At 62.2% G+C, this 26209-nt stretch carries 29 protein-coding genes and 1 tRNA gene; 19 read left to right on the forward strand and 11 right to left on the reverse strand.

The features are described from left to right. Nucleotides 1-31: 31 nt before the first annotated feature. Nucleotides 32-721 carry a response regulator gene (locus P6U31_RS02405; RefSeq protein WP_407186686.1) on the forward strand — a complete coding sequence of 230 codons (690 nt, stop codon included), beginning with the start codon at nt 32-34 and terminating at the stop codon, nt 719-721. A gap of 7 nt (nt 722-728) precedes the next feature. On the opposite strand, the gene P6U31_RS02410 is transcribed toward P6U31_RS02405, so the two are convergent. Continuing rightward, the gene (locus tag P6U31_RS02410; RefSeq protein WP_407186687.1) at nt 729-2087 is read right to left on the reverse strand and encodes a hybrid sensor histidine kinase/response regulator; all 1359 of its coding nucleotides are present in this window, start codon (nt 2085-2087) and stop codon (nt 729-731) included. After that, nucleotides 2084-3250 (reverse strand): FIST N-terminal domain-containing protein, encoded by a 1167-nt coding sequence (locus P6U31_RS02415; RefSeq protein ID WP_407186688.1) that lies wholly within the window; start codon nt 3248-3250, stop codon nt 2084-2086. The genes P6U31_RS02410 and P6U31_RS02415 overlap by 4 nt, the downstream gene beginning before the upstream one ends. A 248-nt stretch (nt 3251-3498) precedes the next feature. Here P6U31_RS02415 and P6U31_RS02420 point away from each other — a divergent pair, with 248 nt between their 5' ends. Together P6U31_RS02420 and P6U31_RS02425 are read left to right on the forward strand one after the other, a co-directional pair. Further along, on the forward strand, nt 3499-5538 hold the full coding sequence (locus P6U31_RS02420; protein ID WP_407186689.1) for a methyl-accepting chemotaxis protein: 2040 nt from the start codon (nt 3499-3501) through the stop codon (nt 5536-5538). Nucleotides 5539-5815: 277 nt separating this feature from the next. Next, on the forward strand, nt 5816-7849 hold the full coding sequence (locus P6U31_RS02425; protein WP_407186690.1) for a methyl-accepting chemotaxis protein: 2034 nt from the start codon (nt 5816-5818) through the stop codon (nt 7847-7849). A gap of 219 nt (nt 7850-8068) precedes the next feature. On the opposite strand, the gene P6U31_RS02430 is transcribed toward P6U31_RS02425, so the two are convergent. Beyond that, nucleotides 8069-8452 (reverse strand): DUF3175 domain-containing protein, encoded by a 384-nt coding sequence (locus tag P6U31_RS02430; RefSeq protein ID WP_407186691.1) that lies wholly within the window; start codon nt 8450-8452, stop codon nt 8069-8071. Between the two features lie 181 nt (nt 8453-8633). On the opposite strand from P6U31_RS02430, the gene P6U31_RS02435 reads away from it, so the two are divergent. The 3 genes from P6U31_RS02435 (at nt 8634) to P6U31_RS02445 (ending at nt 12647) form a co-directional block, all read left to right on the forward strand. Beyond that, nucleotides 8634-10118: an MFS transporter gene (locus P6U31_RS02435; protein ID WP_407186692.1), complete on the forward strand. Its 1485-nt coding sequence runs from the start codon at nt 8634-8636 to the stop codon at nt 10116-10118. Between the two features lie 4 nt (nt 10119-10122). After that, nucleotides 10123-10941, forward strand: coding sequence for a trehalose-phosphatase (otsB, locus tag P6U31_RS02440; protein ID WP_407186693.1), 819 nt, complete (start codon nt 10123-10125; stop codon nt 10939-10941). A gap of 242 nt (nt 10942-11183) precedes the next feature. Beyond that, nucleotides 11184-12647: a trehalose-6-phosphate synthase gene (locus P6U31_RS02445; protein ID WP_407186694.1), complete on the forward strand. Its 1464-nt coding sequence runs from the start codon at nt 11184-11186 to the stop codon at nt 12645-12647. 51 nt (nt 12648-12698) lie between these two features. Here P6U31_RS02445 and P6U31_RS02450 read toward each other — a convergent pair whose 3' ends face one another. Continuing rightward, nucleotides 12699-13040, reverse strand: a complete 342-nt coding sequence (locus tag P6U31_RS02450; RefSeq protein WP_407186695.1) for a hypothetical protein — start codon at nt 13038-13040, stop codon at nt 12699-12701. Between the two features lie 195 nt (nt 13041-13235). On the opposite strand from P6U31_RS02450, the gene P6U31_RS02455 reads away from it, so the two are divergent. From P6U31_RS02455 to P6U31_RS02470, 4 genes are all read left to right on the forward strand, one after another. Then, nucleotides 13236-13325: transfer RNA gene (locus P6U31_RS02455), tRNA-Ser, on the forward strand. A 129-nt stretch (nt 13326-13454) separates the two neighbouring features. Continuing rightward, entirely contained in the window at nt 13455-14654 is a 1200-nt protein-coding gene (locus tag P6U31_RS02460) for a tyrosine-type recombinase/integrase (protein WP_407186696.1), read from the forward strand. After that, a complete protein-coding gene (locus tag P6U31_RS02465; protein WP_407186697.1) occupies nt 14644-15144 on the forward strand; it encodes a hypothetical protein in 501 nt (166 codons plus the stop codon). The genes P6U31_RS02460 and P6U31_RS02465 overlap by 11 nt, the downstream gene beginning before the upstream one ends. A gap of 77 nt (nt 15145-15221) precedes the next feature. Next, nucleotides 15222-15452 carry a helix-turn-helix transcriptional regulator gene (locus P6U31_RS02470; protein ID WP_407186698.1) on the forward strand — a complete coding sequence of 77 codons (231 nt, stop codon included), beginning with the start codon at nt 15222-15224 and terminating at the stop codon, nt 15450-15452. A gap of 109 nt (nt 15453-15561) precedes the next feature. On the opposite strand, the gene P6U31_RS02475 is transcribed toward P6U31_RS02470, so the two are convergent. Then, a complete protein-coding gene (locus P6U31_RS02475; RefSeq protein ID WP_407186699.1) occupies nt 15562-16005 on the reverse strand; it encodes a hypothetical protein in 444 nt (147 codons plus the stop codon). Between the two features lie 6 nt (nt 16006-16011). Here P6U31_RS02475 and P6U31_RS02480 point away from each other — a divergent pair, with 6 nt between their 5' ends. Then, nucleotides 16012-16719 carry a hypothetical protein gene (locus P6U31_RS02480; RefSeq protein WP_407186700.1) on the forward strand — a complete coding sequence of 236 codons (708 nt, stop codon included), beginning with the start codon at nt 16012-16014 and terminating at the stop codon, nt 16717-16719. 175 nt (nt 16720-16894) lie between these two features. Here P6U31_RS02480 and P6U31_RS02485 read toward each other — a convergent pair whose 3' ends face one another. After that, nucleotides 16895-17047: a hypothetical protein gene (locus tag P6U31_RS02485; RefSeq protein WP_407186701.1), complete on the reverse strand. Its 153-nt coding sequence runs from the start codon at nt 17045-17047 to the stop codon at nt 16895-16897. A 270-nt stretch (nt 17048-17317) separates the two neighbouring features. Here P6U31_RS02485 and P6U31_RS02490 point away from each other — a divergent pair, with 270 nt between their 5' ends. From P6U31_RS02490 to P6U31_RS02510, 5 genes are all read left to right on the forward strand, one after another. Continuing rightward, entirely contained in the window at nt 17318-17662 is a 345-nt protein-coding gene (locus tag P6U31_RS02490; RefSeq protein ID WP_407186702.1) for a hypothetical protein, read from the forward strand. Then, nucleotides 17662-18063, forward strand: coding sequence for a hypothetical protein (locus tag P6U31_RS02495; protein ID WP_407186703.1), 402 nt, complete (start codon nt 17662-17664; stop codon nt 18061-18063). The genes P6U31_RS02490 and P6U31_RS02495 overlap by 1 nt, the downstream gene beginning before the upstream one ends. Beyond that, nucleotides 18060-19613, forward strand: a complete 1554-nt coding sequence (locus tag P6U31_RS02500) for a hypothetical protein (RefSeq protein WP_407186704.1) — start codon at nt 18060-18062, stop codon at nt 19611-19613. Before P6U31_RS02495 ends, P6U31_RS02500 begins: the two co-directional genes overlap by 4 nt. Beyond that, the gene (locus P6U31_RS02505) at nt 19610-19966 is read left to right on the forward strand and encodes a hypothetical protein (protein WP_407186705.1); all 357 of its coding nucleotides are present in this window, start codon (nt 19610-19612) and stop codon (nt 19964-19966) included. Before P6U31_RS02500 ends, P6U31_RS02505 begins: the two co-directional genes overlap by 4 nt. 528 nt (nt 19967-20494) lie before the next feature. Beyond that, complete coding sequence (locus P6U31_RS02510) at nt 20495-20809, forward strand: hypothetical protein (RefSeq protein ID WP_407186706.1); 315 nt, start codon at nt 20495-20497, stop codon at nt 20807-20809. Between the two features lie 311 nt (nt 20810-21120). On the opposite strand, the gene P6U31_RS02515 is transcribed toward P6U31_RS02510, so the two are convergent. From P6U31_RS02515 to P6U31_RS02525, 3 genes are all read right to left on the reverse strand, one after another. Next, a complete protein-coding gene (locus P6U31_RS02515) occupies nt 21121-21282 on the reverse strand; it encodes a hypothetical protein (RefSeq protein WP_407186707.1) in 162 nt (53 codons plus the stop codon). 84 nt (nt 21283-21366) lie between these two features. Next, the gene (locus P6U31_RS02520; RefSeq protein ID WP_407186708.1) at nt 21367-21552 is read right to left on the reverse strand and encodes a hypothetical protein; all 186 of its coding nucleotides are present in this window, start codon (nt 21550-21552) and stop codon (nt 21367-21369) included. A gap of 78 nt (nt 21553-21630) precedes the next feature. Next, the gene (locus tag P6U31_RS02525; RefSeq protein WP_407186709.1) at nt 21631-21837 is read right to left on the reverse strand and encodes a GDCCVxC domain-containing (seleno)protein; all 207 of its coding nucleotides are present in this window, start codon (nt 21835-21837) and stop codon (nt 21631-21633) included. A gap of 117 nt (nt 21838-21954) precedes the next feature. Here P6U31_RS02525 and P6U31_RS02530 point away from each other — a divergent pair, with 117 nt between their 5' ends. From P6U31_RS02530 to P6U31_RS02540, 3 genes are read left to right on the forward strand one after another with little or no spacing between them, the layout of a single operon-like run. Continuing rightward, on the forward strand, nt 21955-22371 hold the full coding sequence (locus tag P6U31_RS02530) for a hypothetical protein (RefSeq protein ID WP_407186710.1): 417 nt from the start codon (nt 21955-21957) through the stop codon (nt 22369-22371). Nucleotides 22372-22411: 40 nt separating this feature from the next. After that, a complete protein-coding gene (locus P6U31_RS02535; RefSeq protein ID WP_407186711.1) occupies nt 22412-23182 on the forward strand; it encodes a DUF4145 domain-containing protein in 771 nt (256 codons plus the stop codon). An 18-nt stretch (nt 23183-23200) separates the two neighbouring features. Then, a complete protein-coding gene (locus tag P6U31_RS02540) occupies nt 23201-24139 on the forward strand; it encodes a hypothetical protein (protein WP_407186712.1) in 939 nt (312 codons plus the stop codon). A 20-nt stretch (nt 24140-24159) separates the two neighbouring features. Here P6U31_RS02540 and P6U31_RS02545 read toward each other — a convergent pair whose 3' ends face one another. Both P6U31_RS02545 and P6U31_RS02550 read right to left on the reverse strand, forming a co-directional pair. Continuing rightward, nucleotides 24160-24996, reverse strand: coding sequence for a hypothetical protein (locus P6U31_RS02545; protein WP_407186713.1), 837 nt, complete (start codon nt 24994-24996; stop codon nt 24160-24162). Between the two features lie 262 nt (nt 24997-25258). Beyond that, nucleotides 25259-26209, reverse strand: coding sequence for a LysR family transcriptional regulator (locus tag P6U31_RS02550; RefSeq protein WP_407186714.1), 951 nt, complete (start codon nt 26207-26209; stop codon nt 25259-25261).

Below are 26209 nucleotides of genomic sequence, written 5' to 3' on the forward strand. Positions count from 1 at the left end.
AATCCAGCAACGATTTGGAAATGGCTCACGCGTGACGCGATTTCTGATTGTCGAAGACCACCCGTTGTTTCGCGAGGCGCTCGAAGGCGCGCTGCAAATGGTGGCGCCCGGGGCCGAGATCCTGCAGGCCATGTCGGTCGACGGCGCGCTGGAGCAGCTGTCCACGGGCGCCGAGCTCGACCTCCTCCTGCTCGATCTGTCGATGCCGGGCACGACCGGCCTCTCGGGCGTCGTTCGCATCCGCAAGGCCTTCCCGAAAGTCCCTGTCGTCATCGTGTCGGGACATCAGGATCCCAGGATCATCTCCGGCGCGCTGTCGCTGGGCGTGGCCGGCTACATCTTCAAATCCTCGTCCAAGCAGGAGCTCGCCCGGTCGATCGGTGAGGCGCTGCAGGGTCTCGTCTGCATTCCCGACGCCTATCGTGCAGCCCGGCCGCAGCGGGCCCCCAGTCCCGCTCATGATCTGCTGAAACGGCTGCACAACCTGACGCCGCAGCAATTGCGCGTGCTCGAAATGCTCAAGCGGGGTCTCCAGAACAAGCAGATCGCCTATGAGCTGAACATTTCCGAGACCACCGTGAAGGTCCATGTCTCCGACATCCTGCGCAAGCTGAATGTGGTGAGCCGGACCAAGGCGATCGTCGAGATGTCGAAGATCGACTTTGCGACGCTGGCGAGCGACGGGAGGCGGGCCAAGCACGATCGCGCGCAGTCGGAGTAGATCGCCGTCACGTCAGCAGGAACGACAACAGCGCGCGCATCTCGGCAGGCTTGACCGGCTTCTTCAGCACTTCGAGGCCGGAGAGGCTCGCTTGCTTGGCGGCCTTCTCGGAGTAGTCGGCGGTGATGATCATCGCGGGTACATCGAGCTTCAGGTGCTCCCGGATGTCGGCGATCGCCGACAATCCGTTCTCGCCGTGATCGAGATGAAGATCGGCGATCACCGCGTCGGGGGCACCGCCGAGCTCACTGAGGCGCAGCAGCGCGTCCGCCGCCGATGGCGTGGTCGCGACGTCGCAGCCCCAGCCTTCCAGCAGGGCGGCCATCGCGTCGGAGCCGGACGGATCGTTCTCGACCAGCAGGATCTTGGCGCCTTCGAGGCCGCCATACTGATGCTCACTGAGCTTGGTCTCGTGCACCTCGTCGGTGACCTCGGCGAGATCGGCCGGCTCGAGCTCGAGGACGAACGTCGACCCCTTGCCGACCTGGGACGACAGCCGGACCTCGTGGCGGAGCACGGTCGCGAAGCGGCGAACGATGGAGAGGCCGAGCCCGAACCCGGCCTGGTCGGTTGCGCTGACTTCGCCGCGCTGGAATTCGCGAAAGATGGCTTCCTGCTGTGTCGGCGCAATTCCTGGTCCGGTATCGGAGACCTGGACGCAGATGCGGTTGTTTCGGCGCCTGCACCCCATCACGACGCCGCCGCTGCGGGTGTAGCGGATGGCGTTGGCGAGCAGGTTTTGCAGGATGCGCCGGAGCATCATCGCGTCCGATGACACCGCGAGTGGCGAGCTGCGGATGCGCAAGGACAGGCCCTGCCGTGCGGCGATCGGCGCGAATTCGTTGCGAAGCTGCTCGAACAGCGGCGCCAGCGCCAGCGGACGCACGTCGGGCCTGAGCGCGCCGGCGTCGAGCTTGGCGATCTCCAGCAACGACCGCAACAGGTCCTCCAGCGTCACCAGCGAGCGGTCGACCTGGTCGATCAAAAGACCCGCCTCCTGCGCCTCCATCATCTCGGCCAGCGCCGACAGCGTCAGGCGCGCCGCGTTCAGCGGCTGCAACAGATCGTGGGTGACCGAGATCAGGACCGACGATTTCAGCGAGCTTGCGGCCTCGGCCTGCTGCTTGGCGCGATACAGACCCTCATTGGCGCGTTCGATCGAATGCAGCGCCTCACGCAGCTGGCAGGTCCGGTCCCGGACCTGGCGGTCGAGCGCGATCGCGGTCTCGAACAGCGAGAAGGCGTTGAGCTGCTGGTCCATCGAGCGCTCGACGCGGGACATCAGCGCGGCATTGATCTTCTTCAGCTTCGCGGTTTCCCGCTGCAGCTGCGCGACCGTGTCAGGGTCCTGCCAAAGCTCTGTCACGACGGACGCCTGCCGATGGCGACGCCCGTGAACGTCTGGTTCACGTGCATCGAGCCGAACTGCTCGCCATAGGTATGAAAACCGACCACGCGATTCTGACGGTAGAGCTCGGACATGTCGCGGGCGAGCTGGTGCTGCTCGGCATCGAGCCGGCGCAGCAGGCATTCGAACCCGATATAGAGCGAGACCTCGCCGATCTGGTCGCGCGTTTCCGCGAAGGCTTCGCGCGTCGTGCCGACGAGGCTGCGCGACGTCGCTGCCGTCAGCACCATGCCTTCGTCGATGGCACAAAAGAAGTGCAGCGACCCATCCGGTTCGACGCGCTGGATCGAGCGGGCGTAATAGGAGCCGCCGACGCGGACCAGGACGGGATGTGAGGCGAACGAGAACGGATCAAGCTTGGCGTCCATGATCCCGACGACGCGGGAATATTCCTGGGCCGCAGGCTCGGCGTTCAGCTCCCTGACCGTTCGATTCTCGATGTCGGCCTCGGTGACCACCATCTTCTGAGGCCGCGGTTCGAAATTGTCGCATTTGAAAACCCGGAACGGCAGCGACGTGCTCAAGAGGATCAGGAGCGCGGCATTCGTGTGCGCCTTGCCGTCGAGGAACACCCAGGTCCGCTCGAACCGCATCCCGTCGCCCGCAGATCCACCGACGATGGGAATGTCGTCCAGCGAGGCGTAGATCGCGGACATCACCGCTTCTTCCCGGCGGCAGAGGCCGTCGATCAGGACCAGGCCGAACGGATTTCCGCGCTCGACCTGGGAGGACACCCGCAGCAATTCCTGCCGGAGCTCGGCGCCGATCCTGCGGCCGTCCTCGACGCGAAAGCTGTCGAGATTGAGAATGGGGCGGACCACGGCCGAGAAGTCGGCGCGGCTGAAGGCCAGGGCGACGACGCTGTTCTCGTCCCAGCCGTCAGGCGCCAGCTCGCCGGCGGTGGTGCAGCCGCAGACCGGGATCCCGTCGAATTGCCGGCTGATCTCGGCGATGAATTGGTGCGGATCGTAGGCCGGGGAGACGAAGAGCAGAATCAGCGCCAGCTCGTCGGATGGGAGCTGGGCGGCAAGGTCGGCAACGGCTTGCTCGATGCCCGCGGCCTTCGACTTCGCGACGGCAACGCCAGACGCACCGCCAAACCGAAAGTCGGTTTGCCCCACTCCGTTTCTCCCTCAAGGTCCGGCTCGGTCTGATGCCAAGTGCCTGACAAGTGCCCACAGAGTATGGCCTTTTTCGTCTGGTCGCAACCTGGCGGGCCGCCCCGCGGAACGTGTGCTCCGCCCGAGCCGTCTCTGCTGGACGAATTTACCGCCCCTTGACGATTCTGCCCTAATTTTCATCGCCGGTCGGGGAAGGGCTGCTCCCAGGCCGGGCTGCACATGCAAGAACAGATCTTTTGGGGGTGGGAATGTCCGGGCGTATCGCGTCGCCGTCAAAGCGCACAATTTTTCCCACGCTTAGGTTCCGCGCCAAGATCATCCTCGGGTTTGCCGCGGTGCTGGCGATCTCCGCCGGCAGCATGGCCTTTTCCTATTTCGGCTTCGAGCGGGTCTCGGCCGGGGTCGGCTCCTACCGCAGCAGCGTGTCGGAGGCCGACCTCGCCCGCAACATCGATCGCGAGCTGCTTGCCTACCGTTCGGCCGTCAAATATTTCGTCGTCACCGGCAAGGAAGACGACGCCAAGGCGGCGCTTGATGCCGAGACCAGCCTGAGGAATGCCATCGACCAGGCCGTCAAGAGCGCCAAGTCCCCGGCGCGCAAGGAGGGTCTCGACAAGCTCGCCAAGGAGTTCTCGAATTTCTCCGCGACCTTCGCCAAGGTTCTCCAGGCCAAGCGCGACAGCACATTGCTGGTGCAGAACCAGCTGCAACGCCAAGCCAATCTCCTCAAATACAAGCTCGACGACATCGGCAACAACGCCTCCGATTCCGAGGCGCAGGCGATCGAGTTCGGCACCAAGCAGGTCAATGCTCAGTTCCAAACCGCGAGCGCCGCAGCCACCAACTTCGTGCTGACGTCCGATCAGGCGATCGCGAGCAGCGCGTTGGCGCGGCTGAAATTCGTCGAGAACTCGCTCGGCGCGGTCTATTCGATGGACGACAAGATCGTCGCCGGCCTGAAGGACGCCAAGACCATCCTCGGCGCCTATCGCGAAGCGCTGGAGAAGCTGATCGCCAACGCCAAGCTGGTCGACGAGCTCGTCACCGAGATGAGCGGTTCGGCGGGTGCGATCCTGCAAGGTGCGACCGCCATGAAGGCGGACCTCGTCGCCGAGCAGCAGCGGCTGGATTCCGAATCGGAAGCGACGATCGGCAAGACCGAGCAACTGGTTCTGATGCTGGCCATCGGCGGTACTTTGCTTGGTGCGGTTCTCGCGTTCCTGCTCGGTACCGGCATCTCGCGGCCGATGATCGCGATGTGCAAGGCGATGCGCGAGCTCGCCTCGGGCAATTTCGACGTCGTGCTGCCGGGTCTTGGCCGCAAGGACGAGATCGGCGAGATGGCGGGCGCGGTCGAGGAGTTCAAGGTCCAGGCCATCGCCAAGGCCGAGCGCGATGCCGCCGCCAGCGAAGTCCAGAACCGGGAGCAGGCCGCAAGCCGCCGCGCCGAGCTGATCCGCTTTGCCGATGATTTCGAAAGCGCGGTCGGCGCCATCGTCTCCAACGTCTCGGCCTCGGCCGTGCAGCTGGAATCGGCGGCCTCCACCCTGACCCGCACCGCCGAGACCACTCAGAGCCTGTCGAGCCAGGTCGCCGGCGTCTCCGAGCAGGCCTCCTCCAACATGCAGTCGGTCGCCACCGCGACTGAAGAGCTCTCCGCCTCCGTCGAGGAGATCGGCCGCCAGGTCCGCGACTCCAGCCGGATTGCAGAAGCCGCCGTGCTGCAGGCCAAGGAAACCGACGGCCGCATCGGCAAGCTCTCGCATGCCGCCCAGCAGATCGGCGAAGTGGTCAAGCTGATCACGGCGATTGCCGAGCAGACCAATCTGCTCGCGCTCAACGCCACCATCGAGGCGGCACGCGCCGGCGAAGCCGGCCGCGGCTTTGCCGTGGTCGCCAGCGAGGTGAAATCGCTGGCGAGCCAGACCGCGAAAGCCACCGACGAGATCTCCTCGCACATCGCGGGCATGCAGGGCGCCACGGCCGAATCGGTCGCCGCGATCAAGGAGATCGGCGCGACCATCGGCCAGATCTCCTCGATCTCGACCTCGATCGCCAGCGCAGTCGAGCAGCAGGGTGCGGCCACGCAGGAGATCGCGCGCAGCGTCCAGACCGTGGCGCAGGGCACCCAGACCGCGGCCGCCGATATCGGCCAGGTCAACCGCGGTGCCGCCGAGACCGGCTCGGCCTCGGAAGAGGTGCTGAACTCGGCCAAGACGCTGTCATCCGAAAGCACCCGCCTTCGTGCCGAGCTCGACCGCTTCATGGGCAATATCCGCGCGGCGTAAGCCGCCGCCGTCGCCTCACACACCGCTGTCGTCCCGGACAAGCGCGCCCTCAAGCGCGCGCCGATCCGAGACGACAGCGGAGCAAGGGGCGCGGCAAGTCGATTTGTAACGGCGCGGGAAGGCGCACCTTAACAATTCCCTGCATCACCTAACCGCCAGTTGCGGCGCCGCAAATTTACCACAGCTTATCCTTTGCCGATTACCGTGCGGTCCGAGTCGGAGAGCGGGCTGCTCTCGGGCTGCGCCTGGTTTTCCGCGAATGGAATGGGGTGGGGGAATGTCGGTCAAGTCGAAGTCGAACCAATCGAAGCTGCCAACTTTGCGGTTTCGCGCAAAAATCATCCTCGGCTTCGTGGCGGTGCTAGCCATTCTCGCCGTCAGCATGGGCTTCGCCTATTTCGGCTTCGAGCGAATCGCAGGCGCCGTGGCCTCCTATCGCACCAGCGTGTCGGAAGCCGATCTGGCCCGGACGGTCGATCGCGAGCTGATCGCCTATCAGGGCCTGGCACGAGCCTATACGCTGACGGGTTCGGCGGACGACGAGACCGCAGCCAAGGCCGCCGAGGAAAATCTCAAGAGCGCGATCGCCAAATCAATGTCCGCCACGACCGGCGCCGCCCGCCGCGAGCAGGTCGGCAAGCTCGAGGCCGAATTCCAGCGCTTCACGAAAGTGTTCGGGGAGATCATCACCCTGACGCGCGAGAACAACAAGATCGCGGCCGAGGAGCTCAACAGCGTCGGCAACAAGATCCGTTTCAAGTTTGACGATCTCTCCGATACCGCGGCGCTGGCGGGGCTGGCCTCGGTCCAGACCACGGCCAAGGACATCACCTCGCAATATCTGGCGGTCTCCACCTCGGTCAGCGCCTTCGTGGCCAAGCCGGAGCCCAAGACCGCAGACGGCGTGATCGCTCGCATCAAGTTCCTGGAGACATTGCTGGTCTCCATCTACGCGAATGACCAGAAGATCACGGATCGCGTCAAGGAGATCGGCGATCTCCTGAAGCAGTACCGCATCTCCTTCGCAAAGCTGACCGAGAACGTGAAGGTCATCGTCAAGGCGAACGCCGAGATGACCAAGACGGCGGCGACCATCCTCAAGCTCTCGGCCGAGCTGCGTTCGGATCTGACCGCCGACCAACAACGTATCGAGACGAGCGCCAACGAGACCATCGTGGATACCGAGCGGCTGATGCTGATGTTGGCGCTCGGCGGCCTTGCCATCGGCATCGTGCTCGCCCTGATGCTGGGCAACGGCATCTCGCGGCCGATGATCGCGATGTGCAAGGCGATGCGCGAGCTCGCCTCGGGCAATTTCGACGTCGTGCTGCCGGGTCTTGGCCGCAAGGACGAGATCGGCGAGATGGCGGGCGCGGTCGAGGAGTTCAAGGTCCAGGCCATCGCCAAGGCCGAGCGCGATGCCGCCGCCAGCGAAGTCCAGAACCGGGAGCAGGCCGCAAGCCGCCGCGCCGAGCTGATCCGCTTTGCCGATGATTTCGAAAGCGCGGTCGGCGCCATCGTCTCCAACGTCTCGGCCTCGGCCGTGCAGCTGGAATCGGCGGCCTCCACCCTGACCCGCACCGCCGAGACCACTCAGAGCCTGTCGAGCCAGGTCGCCGGCGTCTCCGAGCAGGCCTCCTCCAACATGCAGTCGGTCGCCACCGCGACTGAAGAGCTCTCCGCCTCCGTCGAGGAGATCGGCCGCCAGGTCCGCGACTCCAGCCGGATTGCAGAAGCCGCCGTGCTGCAGGCCAAGGAAACCGACGGCCGCATCGGCAAGCTCTCGCATGCCGCCCAGCAGATCGGCGAAGTGGTCAAGCTGATCACGGCGATTGCCGAGCAGACCAATCTGCTCGCGCTCAACGCCACCATCGAGGCGGCACGCGCCGGCGAAGCCGGCCGCGGCTTTGCCGTGGTCGCCAGCGAGGTGAAATCGCTGGCGAGCCAGACCGCGAAAGCCACCGACGAGATCTCCTCGCACATCGCGGGCATGCAGGGCGCCACGGCCGAATCGGTCGCCGCGATCAAGGAGATCGGCGCGACCATCGGCCAGATCTCCTCGATCTCGACCTCGATCGCCAGCGCAGTCGAGCAGCAGGGTGCGGCCACGCAGGAGATCGCGCGCAGCGTCCAGACCGTGGCGCAGGGCACCCAGACCGCGGCCGCCGATATCGGCCAGGTCAACCGCGGTGCGGCCGAGACCGGCTCGGCCTCGGAAGAGGTGCTGAACTCGGCCAAGACGCTGTCATCCGAAAGCACCCGCCTTCGCGCCGAGCTCGACCGCTTCATGGGCAATATCCGCGCGGCGTAAGCTCGCTGCTCCACACTCTGTCGTCCGGGACAAGCGCGCCCTCAAGCGCGCGCCGATCCGGGACCCATACTCCCAGGATGTGGTTGTGGTTGGGACTGCTAACTCCGAGTTTTCGCCAAACCCAATCCTGTGGCTGAGTCCGGATCGCCGCTCCGCTCCTGACAACGCTGTGCGCTGCCGGAGCTCCGCTTGTCCGGGACGACAGCGGGAATCTGAAACTCACTCTCGCCCAAACGCCCGCCTCAGCTCCACCTTCGCCTTTTCCAGTCGCGCTCGCTGCGTCTTCGGCAGCGTCTTGCCGGCACGATTGATGTAGAAGGTCAGCATCGACAGCGCCGAGCGGTAGGCGCCGGTCTTGCGGCGTGAGCTGTGCTCGGCCGATCGCTTCAGAGATGTCGCGATCTTCCTCGGGCTGGTCAGCTTGAACACGCCTTGCTTGAGGTCGAGCGCGTCGCTCTCCTTTGTCACGCGTTGCGACCAGCGCTTCGGTGCGGCACGTTTCGAGCTCTTCCGCGTCGCGCTCTTGCGCGCAGTGCTGCGTCTTGCGCTCGTTTTCTTGCGCGCAGGTTTGCGAGATTGTGTCGTCTTTCTGACCTGAGCCATGCGTCAACTCCTTGCGGCACCGACGAAAACGGACAGGCCGGGGAGCCGTTCCAACGGGAACCCGGCCTCGCCGCAGGCGTTGTCGCAGGTGGCAGGCGGAATGCCGCACCCCGATGATCGGATCGTCCCCGTTCACATCATGTGAGCCGGGGCCGCTTCCATTGATCGAACGCACAACCCGATGGAATTGCAGCAAAGCCCAGCGCTGAACTACGCACCTGCGGTTGCGGCGGAGGCGACCGACCGCATCGTCGAGACCAGCATTCCCTCGCGGCTCGACGCGCTGCCCTGGAGCGGTTTTCACACCCGCGTCGTGCTCGCGCTCGGCATCACCTGGATCCTTGACGGGCTCGAGGTGACGCTGGCGGGCGCGCTCTCCGGTGCGTTGAAGCAGAGCCCGTCGTTGCATTTCTCCAATCTCGATCTCGGCATTGCCAACTCCGCCTATCTCGCCGGCGCCGTGCTCGGCGCGCTCGGCTTCGGCTGGCTCACCGATCGCATCGGCCGCAAGAAGCTGTTCTTCATCACGCTGGCGCTCTACCTCTCGGCAACAGCCGCGACCGCCCTGTCGTGGGACGTCGCGAGCTACGCACTGTTTCGTTTCCTCACCGGTGCGGGCATCGGCGGTGAATACACGGCGATCAATTCGACCATTCAGGAGCTGGTGCCTGCGCGCTATCGCGGCTGGACCGATCTCGTCATCAACGGCAGCTTCTGGATCGGCGCCGCGATGGGCGCGGTCGCCGCCATCGTGCTGCTCGATCCCGCCGTGATCGCGCCCGATCTCGGCTGGCGTCTTGCCTATCTGATCGGCGCAAGCATCGGCCTCGTCGTGCTGTTGATGCGAATGTGGATTCCGGAAAGTCCGCGCTGGCTGATGATCCACGGCCGTCCCGATCAGGCCCATGCCATCGTCGACGAGATCGAGCGCTCGGTGATCGGACATTACCAGGATACGAGCGAGGCGCGCTTCACCAGGGTCCGGCTGAAGATGCGCGATCACACGCCGATCGGCGAGGTCGTGCACACGCTGTTCTCGGCGTACCGGCAGCGCGCGCTGGTCGGCCTCGTGCTGATGAGCGCGCAGGCGTTCTTCTACAATGCGATCTTCTTCACCTTCGCACTGGTGCTGACCGACTTTTACGGCATCCGTGCCGATCACGTCGGCTGGTACCTGCTGCCCTTTGCGGCCGGCAATTTCCTCGGGCCCCTGCTGCTCGGCCGGCTGTTCGACACGCTCGGCCGCCGCACCATGATCATGTTCACCTATGGCGTCTCGGGCCTGTTGCTGGCGTTGTCGGGCTATCTGTTCTCGATCGGCGCGCTCTCGGCGCAGGGGCAGACCATCGCCTGGATGGTGATCTTCTTCTTTGCCTCGCCGGCCGCCAGCGCGGCCTATCTCACTGTCAGTGAGACCTTCCCGCTGGAAGTTCGCGCGCTGGCGATCGCGGTGTTCTACGCCGTCGGCACCGGCATCGGCGGCGTGATCGGGCCGGCGCTGTTCGGTGCGCTGATCGACACCGGATCACGCCCCAGCGTGTTCGCCGGCTATCTGCTGGGGGCTGTCTTGATGATCGCGGCCGCGCTCGTGGCGTGGCGCTATGCCGTCTCGGCGGAGCGCAAATCGCTCGAACAAATCGCGCGGCCGCTCGCCCTCATGGAGTAGACTGATGAAATCGGAACTTGCAGAAATGGCCCTGGACCAGCAGCCCGCCGGACGCGACGACGACACGCCGGAAACGGTGCCGGTGCCGCATGCGCTCGTGCCGCATCTCGACAAGATCGCAATTCTGCTCGACATCGACGGGACCCTGCTCGACCTGATGCCGACGCCGCGCGAGGTGTGGGTGCCGCCGGGCCTGTCGGACACGCTGAAACGGTTGACCGAGCGCACCTCCGGCGCGCTGGCGCTGGTCAGCGGTCGTTCGCTCAACGACATCGACCTGATCTTCGCGCCCGATGTGTTTCGTGCCGTCGCCGGTCATGGCGCCGAGATGCGGCTGTCGGTGGACAACGAGGCCGATGACATGCATGCGCCGCCGCTGGACAAGGAGCTGAAGCGGCGTCTGGCCGCCATCGCCAAGCTTTCGCCTGGCATTCTGCTCGAGGACAAGGGCTATTCGCTCGCGCTGCATTACCGCCTGGCGCCGCATGCAGAGAAGGCAATCTACGAATCCGTCTCGGTGATCCGCGCCGACCTGCCCAATGCGCCGATCGAGGTGCTGCCCGGGAAGTTCGTCTGCGAGATCAAGCATTCCGGATTCACCAAGGCGACCGGCGTGCGTGAACTGATGAAGCGCGAGCCGTTCAGGGGTCGGCGTCCGATCTTCATCGGCGACGACGTCACAGACGAGACCGTGTTCGCGATCATGCCCGACATGGACGGGCTCGCCTTCTCGGTCGGACGTCGTGCCATGGGCGTGAGTGGCCATTTCGACGCGCCGGCGGATGTGCGTGCATTCCTGGCACGTCTGCTCGACCCAAGGTGAAACGAAGGCAGCGCCATTTCGCAGACATAATGCCGATCGGAACGGTGCCATCTTGCGCCGCAAGACTTGCTGCGCAACACGATCGCACAAGCTGTCTTTGCAGCGAAATCTGCGGGTTCCGCGAGCGAAACCAGTTCCAACGCGCACGCCCGATTTTGGTTTCAATTCGTTGAAACGATGATCAGGAACCATATTGATGAACGGCAGTTAAACGGGGTGGAATGAACAGGAGGGGACGACCTGTGAACTTAGTCGTCGTTTCAAATCGCGTCGCCCGCGGCAAGCCCAACGAGCCCATGACCGGCGGCCTCGCGGCAGCCTTGCTGCCCGTGGTGGAACATTCGGGGGCGATCTGGGTGGGTTCCTCGGGCCGCGTGCGTGATGGCCATCAGAAGGAACCGTTTGCGGAGATCGAAGCGCTGGGCACGGGCGCGATCGCGACGCTGGATCTGCCGGCGGCGCATTACGGCGGCTATTACGAGGGCTTTGCCAATTCCGCGCTATGGCCGGCGCTGCATTCGCGCAGCGATCTGATCCGCGTCTCGCAGGGTGACTATGTCAGCTATCGCGAAGTCAACGCCTTCATGGCGCGCGCCCTGCTGCGCTTCCGCAAGACCCAAACAGCGTTCTGGGTGCAGGATTATCATTTCCTCGCGCTCGGCGCCGAGCTGCGGGACCTCGGCGTCGACGACCCCATCGGCTTCTTCCTGCATACGCCGTGGCCCGTTACTGCGGTGATGCAGGGCGTGCCGCATCATCGCGAGCTGATCACGGCGATGCTGGCCTACGATCTGCTCGGCTTCCAGACCGAGGAGGATCGTCAGAATTTTCTCGGCTATGTCGGCGGCGAGCTCGGCCTTGTCGTCGAGGACGGCGTCGTGCTGTCGCAGCACGGCCGCACCCGCTGCGAAGTCTTCCCGATCGGCATCGATGCGGAGAAGTTCGCAGCTTATGCCGCCAAGTCGGCCTCCCATCCGGACGTGTCGCGGCTGCGTCGCAGCCTCAATGGCGAGCGCCTTGCGATCGGCGTCGATCGGCTCGACTATTCCAAGGGCCTCGTCAATCGCATCAGCGCGTTCGACCGGCTCTGGACCGAGCAGCCGCAATTTGCGCGCAGCATCTCGCTGCTTCAGATCGCCAATCCCTCCCGCGGCGGCATCGAGGCCTATGGCAATCTCCAGAACGAGGTCGCGCGCCTCGTCTCCGACGTCAATGGGCGGCACGGCGAGGTCGACTGGACGCCGATCCGCTATTTGAACAAGGGCTTCAGCCAGGCCGTGCTCGCGGGACTTTATCGCACCGCGCAGGTCGGCGTGGTGACGCCGCTGCATGACGGCATGAACCTCGTCGCGAAGGAATATGTCGCTGCGCAAAACCCGGCCGATCCCGGCGTGCTGGTGCTGTCGAAATTCGCCGGCGCCGCCAACGAGCTCGACACCGCTCTGCTGGTTAACCCGCATGACATCGACGGCATGGCGCGCACGATCGCGGTCGCCGCGGCGATGCCGCTCCCCGAGCGCAAGATGCGGTGGGAGGCGATGATGAAGAAGCTGCGCGGCCACACCATCCAGCAATGGTCGGCCGATTTCGTCGCCGAGCTCGAGAACTGCCGGACCAGAAAGGCTGCCGTCGCCCCTCTCGCCGCGCAACCGCCGCAGGCGCTGCGCTGGCTGAAATCGGCGATCTCAGGCGTGCGGTTGATTTAGGATCCTGCGTCATGGCCGGGACAAGCCGGGCATGACGGCACATCTGCGGCTTCAATAACAATACGACACGCCATCCAGAATCGCGCACTGCCGCTTGTTCGGCGCGTTGGGATCATCCATCGGCACCACGCCCTTGCCCTGGCCGACGAACACGCCGGGCCCGACATGGATCGAGCTCTTGTTGCCGATGATGACGCTCTGATGCGGCGTCGAGCTCGAGCGCGTGCCGTCCGGCCAGAGGATGGCGTCGCCGGACAGCACCCCGCGCCGCCCGTCGTCGCAGCTCACATCGACGCCCTGCCGGGTGCAGACCTGGGCCAGGGCCGGCGCGGCGGAGGCGGAGACAAGGGCCGAGATCAGGCTCAGCATGGCGATGGTCCTGCGGATGGTCATGATGTCCCGGCAGCGTGTTTGGCAGCTTCCTGTGAATCGTCGCGCCAAACCCGTCACAGGTTCAGCCGCGGGGCGGATCAGGGCGTCGGCGGCGCCAAATATTGTCTTTTGAATACAATCGCTTGCGGAAAATTCGCCCGTTTCCCTCGCAGTCCCTTGCAAAATCGTCGGCGCCCCTTCAAGAGAGGGCGCTCCGGAGAGATGGCCGAGTGGCTTAAGGCGCACGCTTGGAAAGCGTGTGTGCGGGAAACCGTACCGTGGGTTCGAATCCCACTCTCTCCGCCAGAGTCTCTCAGAATCCGGGAATTCTGCGGGCTTTTCCTCAAATCTGCTGCTTGTACCCCCTTGCCTACCAATTAAGCATATTGCGCCTTCCCGGTGGGGCATGCGGCTCGCAGCAGATAAGCTTTCGACATGCTCGAAAAGCTCAGCGCCGCCGCCATCACACGAAAGCCAGAATATCGGAAGCCCGGCCGATACGCTGACGGCGGAGGCCTCTATCTGCAGGTGACCGCTCGGAAGACTGGCGGGGTCACGCGCGCATGGCTCTTTCAATATTCGTGGAAGGGCAAGGTCCGGCAGATGGGTCTCGGCTCACTGGAGCTTGTGACACTCGCTCAGGCCCGCAAGCGGGCTAAGCTGGCGCGGGAAAAGGTAGCCGATGGCATCGATCCGATAGCTGAGAAGCACGCTGAGCGCAGGGCCGCCATCGTGGAAGTCGCGTTACCCCAGAGCTTCGAGGCATTCGCCGCCGAGTACATCGCGACGCATTCACCCTCATGGCGGAATGAAATCCATCGCAAGCAATGGACATCGACGCTTCAAGCTTATGCCTATCCGACTATCGGCAAGATGAACCTGGCTGAGATCGAGACCGCAGATGTGTTGCGCGTCCTGAAGCCGATTTGGGCCACGAAGCTGGAGACAGCTGATCGCGTGCGCGGCCGGATAGAGAAAATCCTCCACGCGGCAAAGGCGGCCAAGCTGCGCTCGGGCGACAATCCGGCGATCTGGAAGAACCATCTCGACCATCTCTTGCCCAGCAAGAAGAAGGCGGAGCGACACCATCCGGCTATGCCGTATGCCGAGCTGCCCGCCTTCATGCGCGACCTCGTCAAGCAGAATGGCATTACGCCGCGTGCTCTGGAGATGCTGATCCTTACCGTCGCGCGGACGAACTCGCTAATCGGCATGAGAGATGAAGAGCTTGATCTCCGCAATGCTCACACTTGGACGATCCCAGGGGAGCGGATGAAGGGCGGCAAGGAGCATGCGGTCCCGCTTTGCCAGCGCGCTCAGCAAATCGTGCGCACCATTCCACGCGAGAAAGGCAGCCCTTTCATATTCATGGGCCAAAAGCCCGGTACGCATATTAGCAACATGGCCATGCTGGAGCTAATGCGGAAGATTTCGCCGGAGTACGTCCCGCATGGCTTTCGGTCCAGCTTCAATGATTGGGCCAGCGAGCAGACTGACGCGAAGCATATAGTCGTCGAAAAGGCTATGGCTCACACGATCAAGGATAAGACCGAGGCTGCCTATCGGCGCGGAGAGCTTTTAGAATTGCGGCGCAGCCTGATGAATGAATGGGAGGCCTATCTCTATGGCGCCTAAGGTAACAGAGACTGCTGGGGATGATCTGGATCAAGAGCGCGCGACACTGAAGATGCTCCAAGAGGATCTCAAGTTACAGATCAAGGTACTTCAAGCTGAACTGAGAGACGTGCAGACGAGGCTTAAGCAATTGCCGAAAGCGCCTCCCGGCCGGCGCTGGACCCATTATGTTCCGAAGCCCGGTTCAGTAGCAGCGGATTTAGAGCGGGCCGCGCGAATTGGAATTCAGCTCATTCACAAATGGCAGCATGATCAGCGGCAGCTCGGCAAGTCAGACCGGCTTCCCTCTGAAAGGCGCGAAGAAATCATCGAGCGCATGCACGCTCTCTTTCCTCAAGCTAAGAAGAGGAGCATCAGAAGCAAGATTGCTCGATATCGCAGCTACAATCCGGAGCGTCCGGGCAGGCCGGTTCAAAGGTACCGAGCGCCGGATTGGTACGATGGCGTAGATGAGCGCTTAGTGCCGCATAATCCCGGGGCGTCGAAATAATAAGTCCGCATTTTCATCCCCCTCGATAGATTTACGCTGCTCCTCGGCTTCCAGCGAAGCTCTACGAGGAGTAAAGGATGAGCATCATTTTCTTGCGGCTGCCGGCCGTCAAAGAGCGGACAGGGCTTAAAGAGACGACGATCTATAAGGGCATCAGCGAGGGGACGTTCCCGCCCTCAATTCCATTGAGCGAGCGTTGCGTCGGATGGCGCGAAGATCAGATCACGGCATGGTGCAAGGCGAAAGCGGACGGTCGCGCTCTGATCTTCGATCGGTCTGCCCGCAGCATCAGGCGACGCAGATCATAGGCGGCTAGAACCTCATTATGAAGTGAGGTTCTGTCCCGGTTGATCCACTCGATCGAAAAATGCCAGCTTCAATGGAAAGGGGCGCCTCGACCACCAAGAGGCGCCCCGATCACTTGCGCAGCCGCTCCGCCAAGAGCGCTGTCGCCGACAGCATGAAAGGGATGCTGTGTCGAAAGCTTGCCATAGTGCGCCGATAGGCGCCACCCCAGCCGCAGATCACCAGCCGACGCGACGCGCTGACCGTCAGAGACGGGCGTCCAAGCGCCTGCCGCAGCCGGCTGCCTCTGAAGATGCCCCCTTTACCGAGACGCACCTCGACGGCCTCGGCAAGCCACTGCAGGCGACCCCTTATTGCGATGTGATATCCGGCTGGGCAAAGCAGCCGCTTACAGCTGATGATCTGGCTTACCTCCGGCGCCAATGTCGCGGCAGGCTCGATGCGAAAGAGCGAAAGCCGCGCTTCCGGCGATCCGGCCGGCCGACGCTCGAATATCGCCAGCGCTTGACCCTGAGGCAGCCGACCCGAGCGGCGCTCGAATATCTCAGGCAGCATGACTTCATGCTCAACTACAGTGAATTCGCGCTGGATCGCTTCTATGGCTCGGAGCAAGACTTGCGCCATGCCCTGCAATTTGTCCTCGCACATGCACTCGTCAAGAACCGAGGTGATCAGCGGGTCAGGGTCTGCTTCGGCTTGAAGGGCTTCACAGTCTATAGCGGCGAGCGAAATGCACCGCAGGTTAGCGTCACCTACGCCGATAAAGCATCCAAAGTCTCCAGCTCGGCAATTCCCCCTCTGCACGATGAGCGCCGCACCAGAGGCGCCAGAGCGCATCGGCGGAAGCAGCTCGGCTTGATGCCGGACCCGACCGCCTTCTGGAAAGAGAACCAGCGCTTCTACTATGTTGCCGATGTCGAAGGTCTGGGACGCGCTTACAACAACGCAATAGATGCCGGCAATTCTCTCCCAAGGAAGTCGCGAAGAAAGCCGCTCATCAAGAAGATCACCGAACATATGACCATGAACATCGATCTGCGCACCGGAGCATTGCTGATCCGCACACTTGGATCATTCCGGGCTGAGCAGCTGACGATGAGCAAAGAGGCCAAAGCTGCGCGCTGCAAGCTGGAGAACCTGCCAGGGTATTGGAGCATTCGATCTTTGATCAGCATCCAGAACATCTATGACCGCCTCAATACCATCATTCCAATGCATCGCTTCATTGAGCCAATCCATGTGGAAGCCAATTTCGATCTGGCATGCTAAGAGATCAGATCAGAGATCAGCCGGCAGTCGAGACCCGGATCGTCGCTAAGCAATCCAACGGTATCGATCCGCTAGCTCCGCGATCTAAGACCCCAGAAAAGGCGGACCTCGACTCCCTCGCGCGCACGAAAGGCTGACATAGCGCGGGCGAGCTGAGCCGATACGCTGATGCCTACTATGCAGCAAAGCAGGGCTTTAGCGATAGCGACATACCCATGATCCGGAATTGAGCCGGAGCCGACAGGGCCAAATTTGACGGCATATCGGACAAATCAAGCCGGATGAAATCGGAAGGAATTTGCGCGATCTGCCAATCGTCGGCGGACATATGGTCCGCCTAACCTAACGCGATTGCCTGCCTTTTAGAGGCGGGTTGCATTGATCCCGAGAGCTGACGCTAGCTGTACCCTTCACCCGCTGCCCAGTAACTCGCAGCGCAAATCGGGTATTTCGAGCGATGCTGAAGCGCGTAAAGGCGACTGACAAAAGATCACCTGGATGCCCGCGGGATGGCAATGCTGATGGCCGGCAGTCGTCGCGCATCAGCACGGGCCGCGATCTTCTGCCAAATGAAGATGGACGATCGCGATGGGCTCGCTTGCTCAAGGCAACCTATCGAGCGCTCATCCAGCATTGTGGTGGTGACGACGCCGTGACCGATCCGCAGCGCATTGCGTGCCGGCGCATCGGCGCGCTAGAAGCCGAGCTTGTGCATATCGAGGATCGGCTCGCTCGATTGCGGCGCTCGCGCAAGGAGCCGCCCCAGTCGCTGTTGCAGAGCTATGCATCGCTGACGGCTCAGCAGCTTCGCCTGAGCAGAGAGATCGGATGGGAGCGGCACGCAAAGCCGCTCAATGACGAACCGCAAGACCTGCATAGCTATTTGGCGAGGCGGAGCGCCAGCCATGGCAGCGTGATCCTCGATCATGAGGAGGCTGACTGATGCCAGCAAAGATGATCCATCGCATCAGGTCGCATTATCCGCGCTATCTAACTCAAGCTTTCTTGCGCCGGCTGCGCACCGACTTCATTGAGCATCGCGTCAATGCGAAGGATCGCGGCATCGGCTTCGAGTTGACCTTTTCGCAATGGCTGGAAATTTGGATCGCCAGCGGCAAGGTACGGAAGCGGGGATGCCGGCGCGGCCAATATGTGATGGCAAGGTATGGCGATCGCGGTCCTTATGCAGCCGGCAATGTGAAGATCATCCTCGCCAGCGAGAACATTGCCGAGGCTCTGAAGGGTAGGCCTCGATCTCCGGAGACTCGCGCTCTGATTTCGCTCGCGATGCAGATGAGCTGGAGCTTCCGTCGAGCTGCCGAGCGTGCGAGGGCCCAGCTATGAAGCGCTTCCAAGCCAAAGAGAGCCGGACGAGCTCGCCATGGGCGCGCAAGGGTATCTCTATCCTTGATGCTATTCGTGATGCACGGCTCTTCTGGCCTTGGTTCGCCAAGAAGCCGGAGAGCTGGGCGGCTTGGCTGATTTTTCTGGCGGCGCTCTTTGCGCTTGAGATGACGCCCGCGCAAATGCAGCTCTATCGGAAATGCACGGGACGCAAGAAGCCGCCGACATCGGTTGCTCGATATGCCTATCTGATCTGCGGGCGAAGGGCCGGGAAGTCCTTCATTCTGGCGCTCGTCGCGACTTTCCTTGCCTGCTTCTTTGATTATCGGCCGTATCTGGCTCCGGGCGAGCGCGGCACGGTCATGATTGTCGCCTCTGATCGCCGGCAAGCTCGGACGATCTTGCGGTATATCCGCGCGCTGCTGAATCAAGTGCCGCTGCTCGCTCGGATGATTGAGCGCGAGACGGCGGAGGGCTTCGATCTCGACAATCGGGTGACGATCGAGATTTCGACAGCCTCGATGAAATCAGTGCGCGGGTATACGGTCGTCGCCGCTCTCTTGGACGAAGCGGCCTTCTTCACGACTGACGAGGGCTCGGCATCGCCGGACGCGGAGATCGTCAAGGCGATCAAGCCGGCTATGTCCACAATTCCAAATGCGATGCTGCTCGTCGCCAGCTCGCCTTATGCCAAGCGCGGCATTCTTTACGAAGCTTATCGCGACCATTTCGGCAAGGACGGCGATCCGGCGCTTGTATGGCAAGCCGATACTCGCACGATGAACCCGAGCGTGCCGCAATCGGAGATCGACGAAGCTTATGCCGCTGATCCGGCGACCGCGTCGGCTGAATTCGGCGCGCAATTCCGCAATGACATTGAAAGCTATATCTCGCTTGATGCCGTCCTTGCTTGCGTCTCTGAGGGTATCTACGAGCGGCCGGCCGAAAGAGGGATCACTTATTCAGCTTTCCTCGATCCGGCCGGCGGATCGGGACAAGATAGCTACACGCTAGCAATTGGCCACCGCGATGCTCCGACTGGCATCGCGATTGTGGATTGTATCCGCGAAGCAAAGCCGCCCTTCAGTCCCGAAGAGACGACTGCGGCATTTGCCGCGACTCTCAAGAGCTATGGGATCAAGAAAGTTATCGGCGACCGCTTCGCGGGAGAGTGGGTGCGCGAGCCCTTGCGCAAGCATGGCATCAGCTACGATCCCAGCGCCAAGGCAAAGAGCGACCTCTATCGGGACGTGCTGCCGCTGATCAATAGCCGCAAGATCGATTTCCTCGACCATAAGCGGATGGTTCAGCAATTCGTCGGCTTGGAGATGCGGACATCCCGGGCCGGCAAGCCAAGCATCGATCACGCTCCTAATCAGCACGACGACCTGAGCAATGCCGTCGCTGGCTTGATCGCGAATATCGGTACCCGCCGCTATCGGTACCTGAGCGACCTTTCTTGGGTAGGCGGCGAGGATCTCGACGAGAACGCGACTTTCCGCGCCGGGCGGATCACCCGGTATCTCTTCTCAGGAGGACTGATCAGATGAAGAGCGAAGTATTCGACAAGGACGGCAAGCGGATTACGCTGACCGGCAATGTAATCCCAGATGGCGCCACCGTCCGAGTAGCGCAGATGATCATGGATGCGGCACCGGCGGGGCTGCACCGTCCCGGATCACTGCCGCTGGCGGATGCGGAGCTGGATGCTCGGCAGACCGCCTATGACGATCGCAAGCGAAGCTTGTCAGATCGGTGGCGGCATCCGGCGCCTGCTCAGTCCCCGGCCGGCGCGATACCGCGTCAGACGCCGCCGCCAGCCCCCATGGCGGGCCTGTCAGATGCCGATGCTCGATATGCCGAGCGATGCGCGGCTCTTGAGCAGGCGTGGCGGAGGGTCTGACATGCTGCAATTGCCAACCCTGGCCCAGGTGAAGCTGGACCGGCTCGACACGCGGGCCATGGAGCTGCATGAGGCCGCCGGCTCGGTCGCACGCCGAGCTTCCGAGCTTTCCAGAGCGCGGAGCACGGCTCCCGCGTCCGAGCTGGCGTCCATGGATCAGGAGCTAGCGCGTCTTCAAGGCCGGCTAACCGATCTCCAAGAGCAGCATCGAAAGCTGGCGAACCTCGTCGCCAATATCAAGCATTGGCTCTTGGGCGCGGCCGGGACCTACGAGATGGCAAAGCCCGGTCGCGCCAAGCTTGATGCGACGAAAATGACTCCGGCGCAAGCCGTGTCGAACCTGCGAGCGCAGATCAAGGCGCTCGCCGCAGAGCGCGTGCGGGTACTACAAGCGGCGCTCCCCGCCGCCGACATCAAGAAGCTGGCATCAGGTTATGTTGCGGCTCAGCGCGAACGCGGGCGCCCAAAGATCACCTTCGATCATGGGCGGCCTTTCCAAGCGGATTTCACCACGTCGGTTGAGGGCGCTTGGACGGCAAAGCTGGATGTGGCGCGGCGCTCTCTTGGCTCGACCCCACGGCTTTCGAGAAGAGGCTGCACGAGGAGATCGACAACCTGCCGCAGCCGGCGCTTGCGATGTCGGCAGATGACCGCGCGGCCAAGCTGCTGCAGCTGGAGGCCGAGCTGCTGGCCCGCGAGCGGGAGGAGGAGGCCCTGATTGAACTCGCCGAAGAGCAAGGAGCAGCCATCGCGCGCAGGCTAGACGCCGACCCCCGAGCCGTACTCGGCATCGCCATAGCGCGCGCCAAGAAGGCGAAGACGGAGCGCGTCAGAGCCGCTTAGCGAATACCCTCCCGATAAGCCGTCGTCTCGGGAGGGCGGTACCCGGATCGGCATCGATAACGATCCGGGGGCGGACAAGTCGGCGAGTGTCCGACCTTCATGGAATAACCCCGACAGCTTGCGGATGGGCCTTTCACCCGTCGCGGCAGGCGAAGCGAGCCGCCGCTCCCTGTCCGGCGTCCCAGTGGCGGCTCGCTCTCTTGCGCCGGCCAACTCGTTCGTCTTTGGCCCGACAAGCAGACACTTCGATCTCACGACGCATCTGTCTTGTGCGGATTCAGGTGACTTGATGAGAGAGTCTGCCATGCGGCTTACTCCTCCTGATCCGTCCCCGCGTGCAGCTCGGCCTTCTTGGCAATCATCTCCGCGATCAGCTCGGCTATGCCGTCCAAAGTTGATTTGTCGGTGATGCGGGGGGCGAGCCGCCGGTAATGCTCAATTTTCTTATCGATCTCACTGCATTGATCACACATGACCGCACCGCACGGGTATCTGCGGTTCCTCAATTATCAAATGAGGTAGGCGTTCCAGAGCTTGAAGCTTAGAGGGCTTCTAAATTACTTGGCGCGGCTATTCACGGCCCCGCTTCCCGATCCGCAGCGGTTCACCGCCGACTCCAGGTTTGCGGTCCGCTCGCGGTATTCTTCGGCGATTTCAAGCAGCGCGGCTTTGGCCCTCGGTTCGTCCGTCAAAGCGGCCTGTCGGCGGGCAACAGCTTCTAGATGTCGAAGATCGTCGGTCATGGCGCCTCGTAAAGAGGTTCGAGACCTTTCGCATTCACACAGGTAAATGTGGACGCTCCGTCCACCCTCTCGGGGCAACTAGCTACAGCAGCCCTTTCCCTTCTCCTGAACGGGCGGGCAGGGAATGGTGCCGAAAGAGCAGAACACGCAGCAGTCGCCGGGGAGCGGCTTCAGGCGCTCGCCGCAGCCTTGGCAGTCGTAGAAGAACTGGCAAGCGTCGGTCGGCATGACCTCGTCAGCAGCATGACCGCAATTGGGGCACGTGATGGTGGAATTCACGATCATTCCGGGCTGGTGTTACCGGGAGCGGTACTCCGGATCAAGCAGAGCCTAAGCCACGCTTAGCTGCGGACTCGACTCTTGTTCCTGTTATGTTCTAGTTTGCTTATGGGCAAAGAGCGGATGGCGAGCTGGCGGATGTACTCAAGGAAGCAGATCGACAAGCTGACCGAACGCGCCGAGCCGAAGAGAAGGCCGTCGGCGACCGATCTGGCCCCCTCCGAGCCGATCCCTGATGCCCTTTGGCAATCGCTGCTGGACGACCCGCGCGCGGCCGGCAAGCCCACGGTGCCGATCCAGCAATGCCGCCTCGCTGATATCGAGAGCCATATGCTGCGTGTCGAATGCTCGCGCTGCTCTCGCATTGTCGAGATGCAGAAGGCGGAAGCCATCCGCTACTTCGGAGCCGACGCGATCTGGAAGAATGTCGGCCAGCGCTGCTGGATCAGACTTGCACCAATCGCACCGGCCGCCATGAAGAGGATGGCTGCTGGCCAGACTGGTCTGGCTCCTAAAGAAGCATTGAGCTTTCCACTCTAGGTCACTACCTTTGGGCGAATTGATTCACCCGAGCTATGTTATGGCGATTGACCCCTTTACGTGGACCTGCCCGCATTGTCAGCGACCGCAAGTTGTCAACTACCAGAACCATTTCACTCAGAACATATCGATCCAAAATCCGCCCGCATCGGATTTAGGCGATGTTGGGGGGCGGATCACTTCGATCACCTGCCAAAACCCTGATTGCAGAAAGCTCACGCTAACCTTTGACCTATTTCAGAGGCTTGATGTCAGAAATGGCTGGCATGTGGGAGAAGATCTCGCCAATTGGCGACTGATACCTGAAAGCGTTGCAAAGCCGCAGCCTGATTTTATCCCGCGCGCGATCGTCGCGGACTACACGGAGGCCTGTCGCATTCGGGAGCTTAGTCCGAAAGCAAGCGCAACTCTCGCGCGGCGGTGCTTGCAAGGGATGATCCGTGACTTTTGTCAGATCAAGAAGGCTAGGTTGGTTGATGAGATCAAGGAGCTGCGAACCCAAATCAATGAGGGGCGCGCGCCGCGCGGCGTCACGCACGAGAGCGTTGATGCCATCGATGCGGTCCGCGAAGTGGGTAATATCGGGGCGCACATGGAGAAGGACGTCGGCTTAATAGTCGATATTGACGATGGTGAAGCTCAGGTGCTGATCGACCTGATAGAGACGCTGCTTGAAGATTGGTACGTCGAGCGAGAGATGAGGCGCGCGCGCTTCGCAGGTCCTCTGGCCGTCGCGGAAGCGAAGCGAGCTGAAAAGCAAAAGCTCATCGAAGAGCAAAAGGCCAAAGCACTCCCCGCCCCGCAAAAATAGTTACTTGGGTTTCAAGGAATGCCTCGTACTGGGATTACCACCCGAGCACCTGATGAGCCGCCGGATGCAGATTTTGCAATCTACATCGATTTCGAGAAAGGCGCCGCGAGACCTCAGCGGATATTCAAAGCCATTGACGGTCTGATTTCCGCGTTCGAGCGGCTCGACCGGGCGCTCGCTGAGGCGATATCTCCCACCATCGAACCTGTCTTAATGCTGGAGGATATCGAAGCCGGCTCTCTGAAAGTCTGGCTCCGCGATAGATTGAAGAATACCGATGACGATGCTCTGCATAAATTGGATTGGAAGCAAGCGGTTGGCAAATACCTGGTTGCTGCAAAGTACGCTTTTGTAGCTTGGGTGAATGATAGTGAAAGACGTGGGGAGAAGGGCTCGCTAGCCGATCTCCGGCGCGAGTTCGTCCAGCTAGCGGCCCAGACCGATGTCAAGAAAATGGCTGACTATTCGCCGCCGAGCGCAACCGAACTAATATCCAGCGCCGGCGAAATGACAAAGGCTCTTTCGTATCTCGACACAAAAGACAAAGCAAAGCTCATTACCGCTCAGGGCGAGCAGAACTTTGATCTGACGATTGACTGGGGTCCGGACACAATCGCTGACCTGGCAATCAGGGAGACCTTGACGATGCCGCCAGCTCCAATGATTTTGGCGGTTCGTCGGCCGGACTATCTTGGTGAGACCCAGTGGGAGTTCAGGCATGGAAAAAAGCTTCTGCGAGCCAAGATTGAAGACAAGGTGTGGCTGGCTGGATTTCTTAATCGCAAGATAGATGTCCGTCCTGGCGATGCACTGAAATGTCGCGTCGGGGTCGAGCTGGCCTACGGGTATGACAACGAATTGGTGTCGGAGACCTACCGCATCGATGAGGTCGTCGAAGTGCTTGAGAATGAATACAGCCACCCGGATTTCTTTAGAGACGATGGGCAAGCCCGATGAGGTGCCCAAGCGGACGCTCCCTAGTTGAGCTTGCGAGCAGAGCGCGGATTGCGAACCGCTAGAAGGGTTTGTTGGTGTTCCTTGAGCTGGCGGGCGACTTTTGTCCAAGACTCCGCGACAATTGAGGCCTCTTCAACAAGTTCCTGGATTGCTGCTTCGCTTGCATCCTTCAGCTGCTCGATGTCGACCATGCCATTCCATGGGCATAATCGATAAGCCTTGCTTGCCCGCATCAAGAAATCTGCGCTCCAATTAAAGTAGCCTTGGGTTTGTTCAGAATTATGCCCGATCGCCTGCCCGGACTCTCCGTTCTGCTCTGGCTCATGAGGCTGCCGGGCACCGAGACCGTCTTCGCTCGCCCGAGCCCGTCTGCCCGCGACCACCTCTTGCAGCTTGCTGACCGGCCACCTGAATTCTGCCGCTCTGGCCAGCAGTTCTTTTTGGTCTTCGGCAGTAAGAGCCGCCACAGCCACATGATGGCTCCAGCTAAGAGCCTCATTTCGAGATGAGCTTGTCACTCGGCGGGCAACACTGCCGAGGTTCATCAAGCTGCCAAATTCATAAGGGAGCTTCTTCGCCAGCGCCGCCGCCTTGCGGGTGCCATAAGTCTTGTCGCCATATGCCCACCAATCTCCAATGGCCCACTGCATCGCTCTATCGATGGTGCAGAGCTTGGCTCCAATCTCCTCCCATTGAGCAACATCCAGCTTCTTGGGCAAGATCAGTCCCGTCGCGCAAATCTCGACGCCATGGGGAAGCGATCTCTCGACCGGCTCGCCGCTTTTTGGTGGGGGGACATAGTCAGTGTTCTTAGCCACGCGCTCATAGTCCGCCGCCCGTCCTTTTCCCAGATACATTTTGGAGGCCCTTCTCCTTGAACTCTCCAAGTAGCGCCGAAAAGAGGGATTGGCTTTGCTGGATAATTCCCGATTTTCACGAATAAGGATGCAATGAGCTGTACCAATCGAGATACCCATTCCAGGCGGGTGGCATGAGACGGGCTTCCGCGAAGCTCGGCGGGCTTTCGACGGGCGTAAGCTGCTGAATTCTAAAGACTTGGCGAGCTTAGACGAACTTCGACGGGGGCTAAGCGAATGGACACTCTCTCCGCCATCGGCCTCACACCAATTTCCACCTCCCATCCCCGGCTCGCTTCAGCGCCGGATCGCTCACCTTCACATGCTCCGCCAGGAAATCGATGAACGCGCGCACGCGTGCGGGGAGCGGGGCGGTGTGGCCGACATAGACAGCGTGGATGTCTTCGCGGTCACCGGGATTGTAGCCTTGCAGCACCGGGACGAGGCGCCGGGCCTCGATGTCGGGGCCGATGTGGAAGAGGGCGAGGCGGGCCAGGCCGACGCCGCCGAGGCAGAGGCGGCGGGCGGCTTCGCCGTCGCTGGCGCGCGCGACGGGCGGGGGCAGTGCCTCCTCGGCGTGCTCGCCACGCTTGAACGGCCAGCCGCGGATGCTGCGCGGAAAGGTCCAGCCGATGCCGCGGTGATCGGCGAGGTCGGCCGGAATCTTCGGCGTGCCGCAGCGGGCGAGATAATCCGGCGCGCCGACCACGACCATGCGGCTGGTGCCGAGCTTTCGCGCGACCAGGCTTGATGCGCGCAACGGGCCGACGCGGATGGCGACATCGGCGCGCTCCTGCATCAGGTCGATCACCGTGTCGGTCAGCACGAGATCGAGCGTGACGTCGGGATGCTGCTTCAGAAAGCGCGGGATCAGCGGCATCACATGCAGCATGCCGAAGGGAATGTTGCAATTGACCGTGAGGCGGCCGCGCGGCGCCGCGCCCGAGGCCGCCTCGCGCTCGGCCTCCTCCATCTCCGCCAGGATGCGCAACGCGCGCTCGTAGAAGGCCTGGCCTTCCTCCGTCAGCGTCAGCTTGCGCGTGGTTCGGTTGAGGAGCCGCGCGCCAAGGCGCGACTCCAGACGCGAGATCAGCTTGCTGACGCCCGACGGCGTCAGGCGCAGCTTTCTCCCGGCCTGGGTGAAGCCGCCGAGGTCGACGACCCGGACGAAGACCTCCATCTCGGCCGAGCGGTTGGTGTCAAAACGAGCCAT

The organism is Bradyrhizobium centrosematis (genome assembly GCF_045571495.1).
GTDB classification, from domain to species: Bacteria; Pseudomonadota; Alphaproteobacteria; order Rhizobiales; family Xanthobacteraceae; genus Bradyrhizobium; species Bradyrhizobium centrosematis.

What these genes read in the sequence shown, in the direction of transcription:
- P6U31_RS02495 (WP_407186703.1), top strand. Translation starts at nt 17,662, where the DNA reads ATGCCAGCAAAGATGATCCATCGCATCAGGTCGCATTATCCGCGCTAT.
- P6U31_RS02430 (WP_407186691.1), bottom strand. Translation starts at nt 8,452, where the DNA reads ATGGCTCAGGTCAGAAAGACGACACAATCTCGCAAACCTGCGCGCAAG.
- P6U31_RS02460 (WP_407186696.1), top strand. Translation starts at nt 13,455, where the DNA reads ATGCTCGAAAAGCTCAGCGCCGCCGCCATCACACGAAAGCCAGAATAT.
- P6U31_RS02470 (WP_407186698.1), top strand. Translation starts at nt 15,222, where the DNA reads ATGAGCATCATTTTCTTGCGGCTGCCGGCCGTCAAAGAGCGGACAGGG.
- P6U31_RS02520 (WP_407186708.1), bottom strand. Translation starts at nt 21,552, where the DNA reads ATGACCGACGATCTTCGACATCTAGAAGCTGTTGCCCGCCGACAGGCC.
- P6U31_RS02485 (WP_407186701.1), bottom strand. Translation starts at nt 17,047, where the DNA reads ATGTCCGCCGACGATTGGCAGATCGCGCAAATTCCTTCCGATTTCATC.
- P6U31_RS02550 (WP_407186714.1), bottom strand. Translation starts at nt 26,209, where the DNA reads ATGGCTCGTTTTGACACCAACCGCTCGGCCGAGATGGAGGTCTTCGTC.
- P6U31_RS02545 (WP_407186713.1), bottom strand. Translation starts at nt 24,996, where the DNA reads ATGTATCTGGGAAAAGGACGGGCGGCGGACTATGAGCGCGTGGCTAAG.
- P6U31_RS02425 (WP_407186690.1), top strand. Translation starts at nt 5,816, where the DNA reads ATGTCGGTCAAGTCGAAGTCGAACCAATCGAAGCTGCCAACTTTGCGG.
- P6U31_RS02435 (WP_407186692.1), top strand. Translation starts at nt 8,634, where the DNA reads ATGGAATTGCAGCAAAGCCCAGCGCTGAACTACGCACCTGCGGTTGCG.
- P6U31_RS02420 (WP_407186689.1), top strand. Translation starts at nt 3,499, where the DNA reads ATGTCCGGGCGTATCGCGTCGCCGTCAAAGCGCACAATTTTTCCCACG.
- P6U31_RS02450 (WP_407186695.1), bottom strand. Translation starts at nt 13,040, where the DNA reads ATGACCATCCGCAGGACCATCGCCATGCTGAGCCTGATCTCGGCCCTT.
- P6U31_RS02480 (WP_407186700.1), top strand. Translation starts at nt 16,012, where the DNA reads ATGCTCAACTACAGTGAATTCGCGCTGGATCGCTTCTATGGCTCGGAG.
- P6U31_RS02475 (WP_407186699.1), bottom strand. Translation starts at nt 16,005, where the DNA reads ATGCTGCCTGAGATATTCGAGCGCCGCTCGGGTCGGCTGCCTCAGGGT.
- P6U31_RS02540 (WP_407186712.1), top strand. Translation starts at nt 23,201, where the DNA reads ATGCCTCGTACTGGGATTACCACCCGAGCACCTGATGAGCCGCCGGAT.
- P6U31_RS02525 (WP_407186709.1), bottom strand. Translation starts at nt 21,837, where the DNA reads ATGATCGTGAATTCCACCATCACGTGCCCCAATTGCGGTCATGCTGCT.
- otsB (WP_407186693.1), top strand. Translation starts at nt 10,123, where the DNA reads ATGAAATCGGAACTTGCAGAAATGGCCCTGGACCAGCAGCCCGCCGGA.
- P6U31_RS02515 (WP_407186707.1), bottom strand. Translation starts at nt 21,282, where the DNA reads ATGTGTGATCAATGCAGTGAGATCGATAAGAAAATTGAGCATTACCGG.
- P6U31_RS02500 (WP_407186704.1), top strand. Translation starts at nt 18,060, where the DNA reads ATGAAGCGCTTCCAAGCCAAAGAGAGCCGGACGAGCTCGCCATGGGCG.
- P6U31_RS02465 (WP_407186697.1), top strand. Translation starts at nt 14,644, where the DNA reads ATGGCGCCTAAGGTAACAGAGACTGCTGGGGATGATCTGGATCAAGAG.
- P6U31_RS02535 (WP_407186711.1), top strand. Translation starts at nt 22,412, where the DNA reads ATGGCGATTGACCCCTTTACGTGGACCTGCCCGCATTGTCAGCGACCG.
- P6U31_RS02505 (WP_407186705.1), top strand. Translation starts at nt 19,610, where the DNA reads ATGAAGAGCGAAGTATTCGACAAGGACGGCAAGCGGATTACGCTGACC.
- P6U31_RS02530 (WP_407186710.1), top strand. Translation starts at nt 21,955, where the DNA reads ATGGCGAGCTGGCGGATGTACTCAAGGAAGCAGATCGACAAGCTGACC.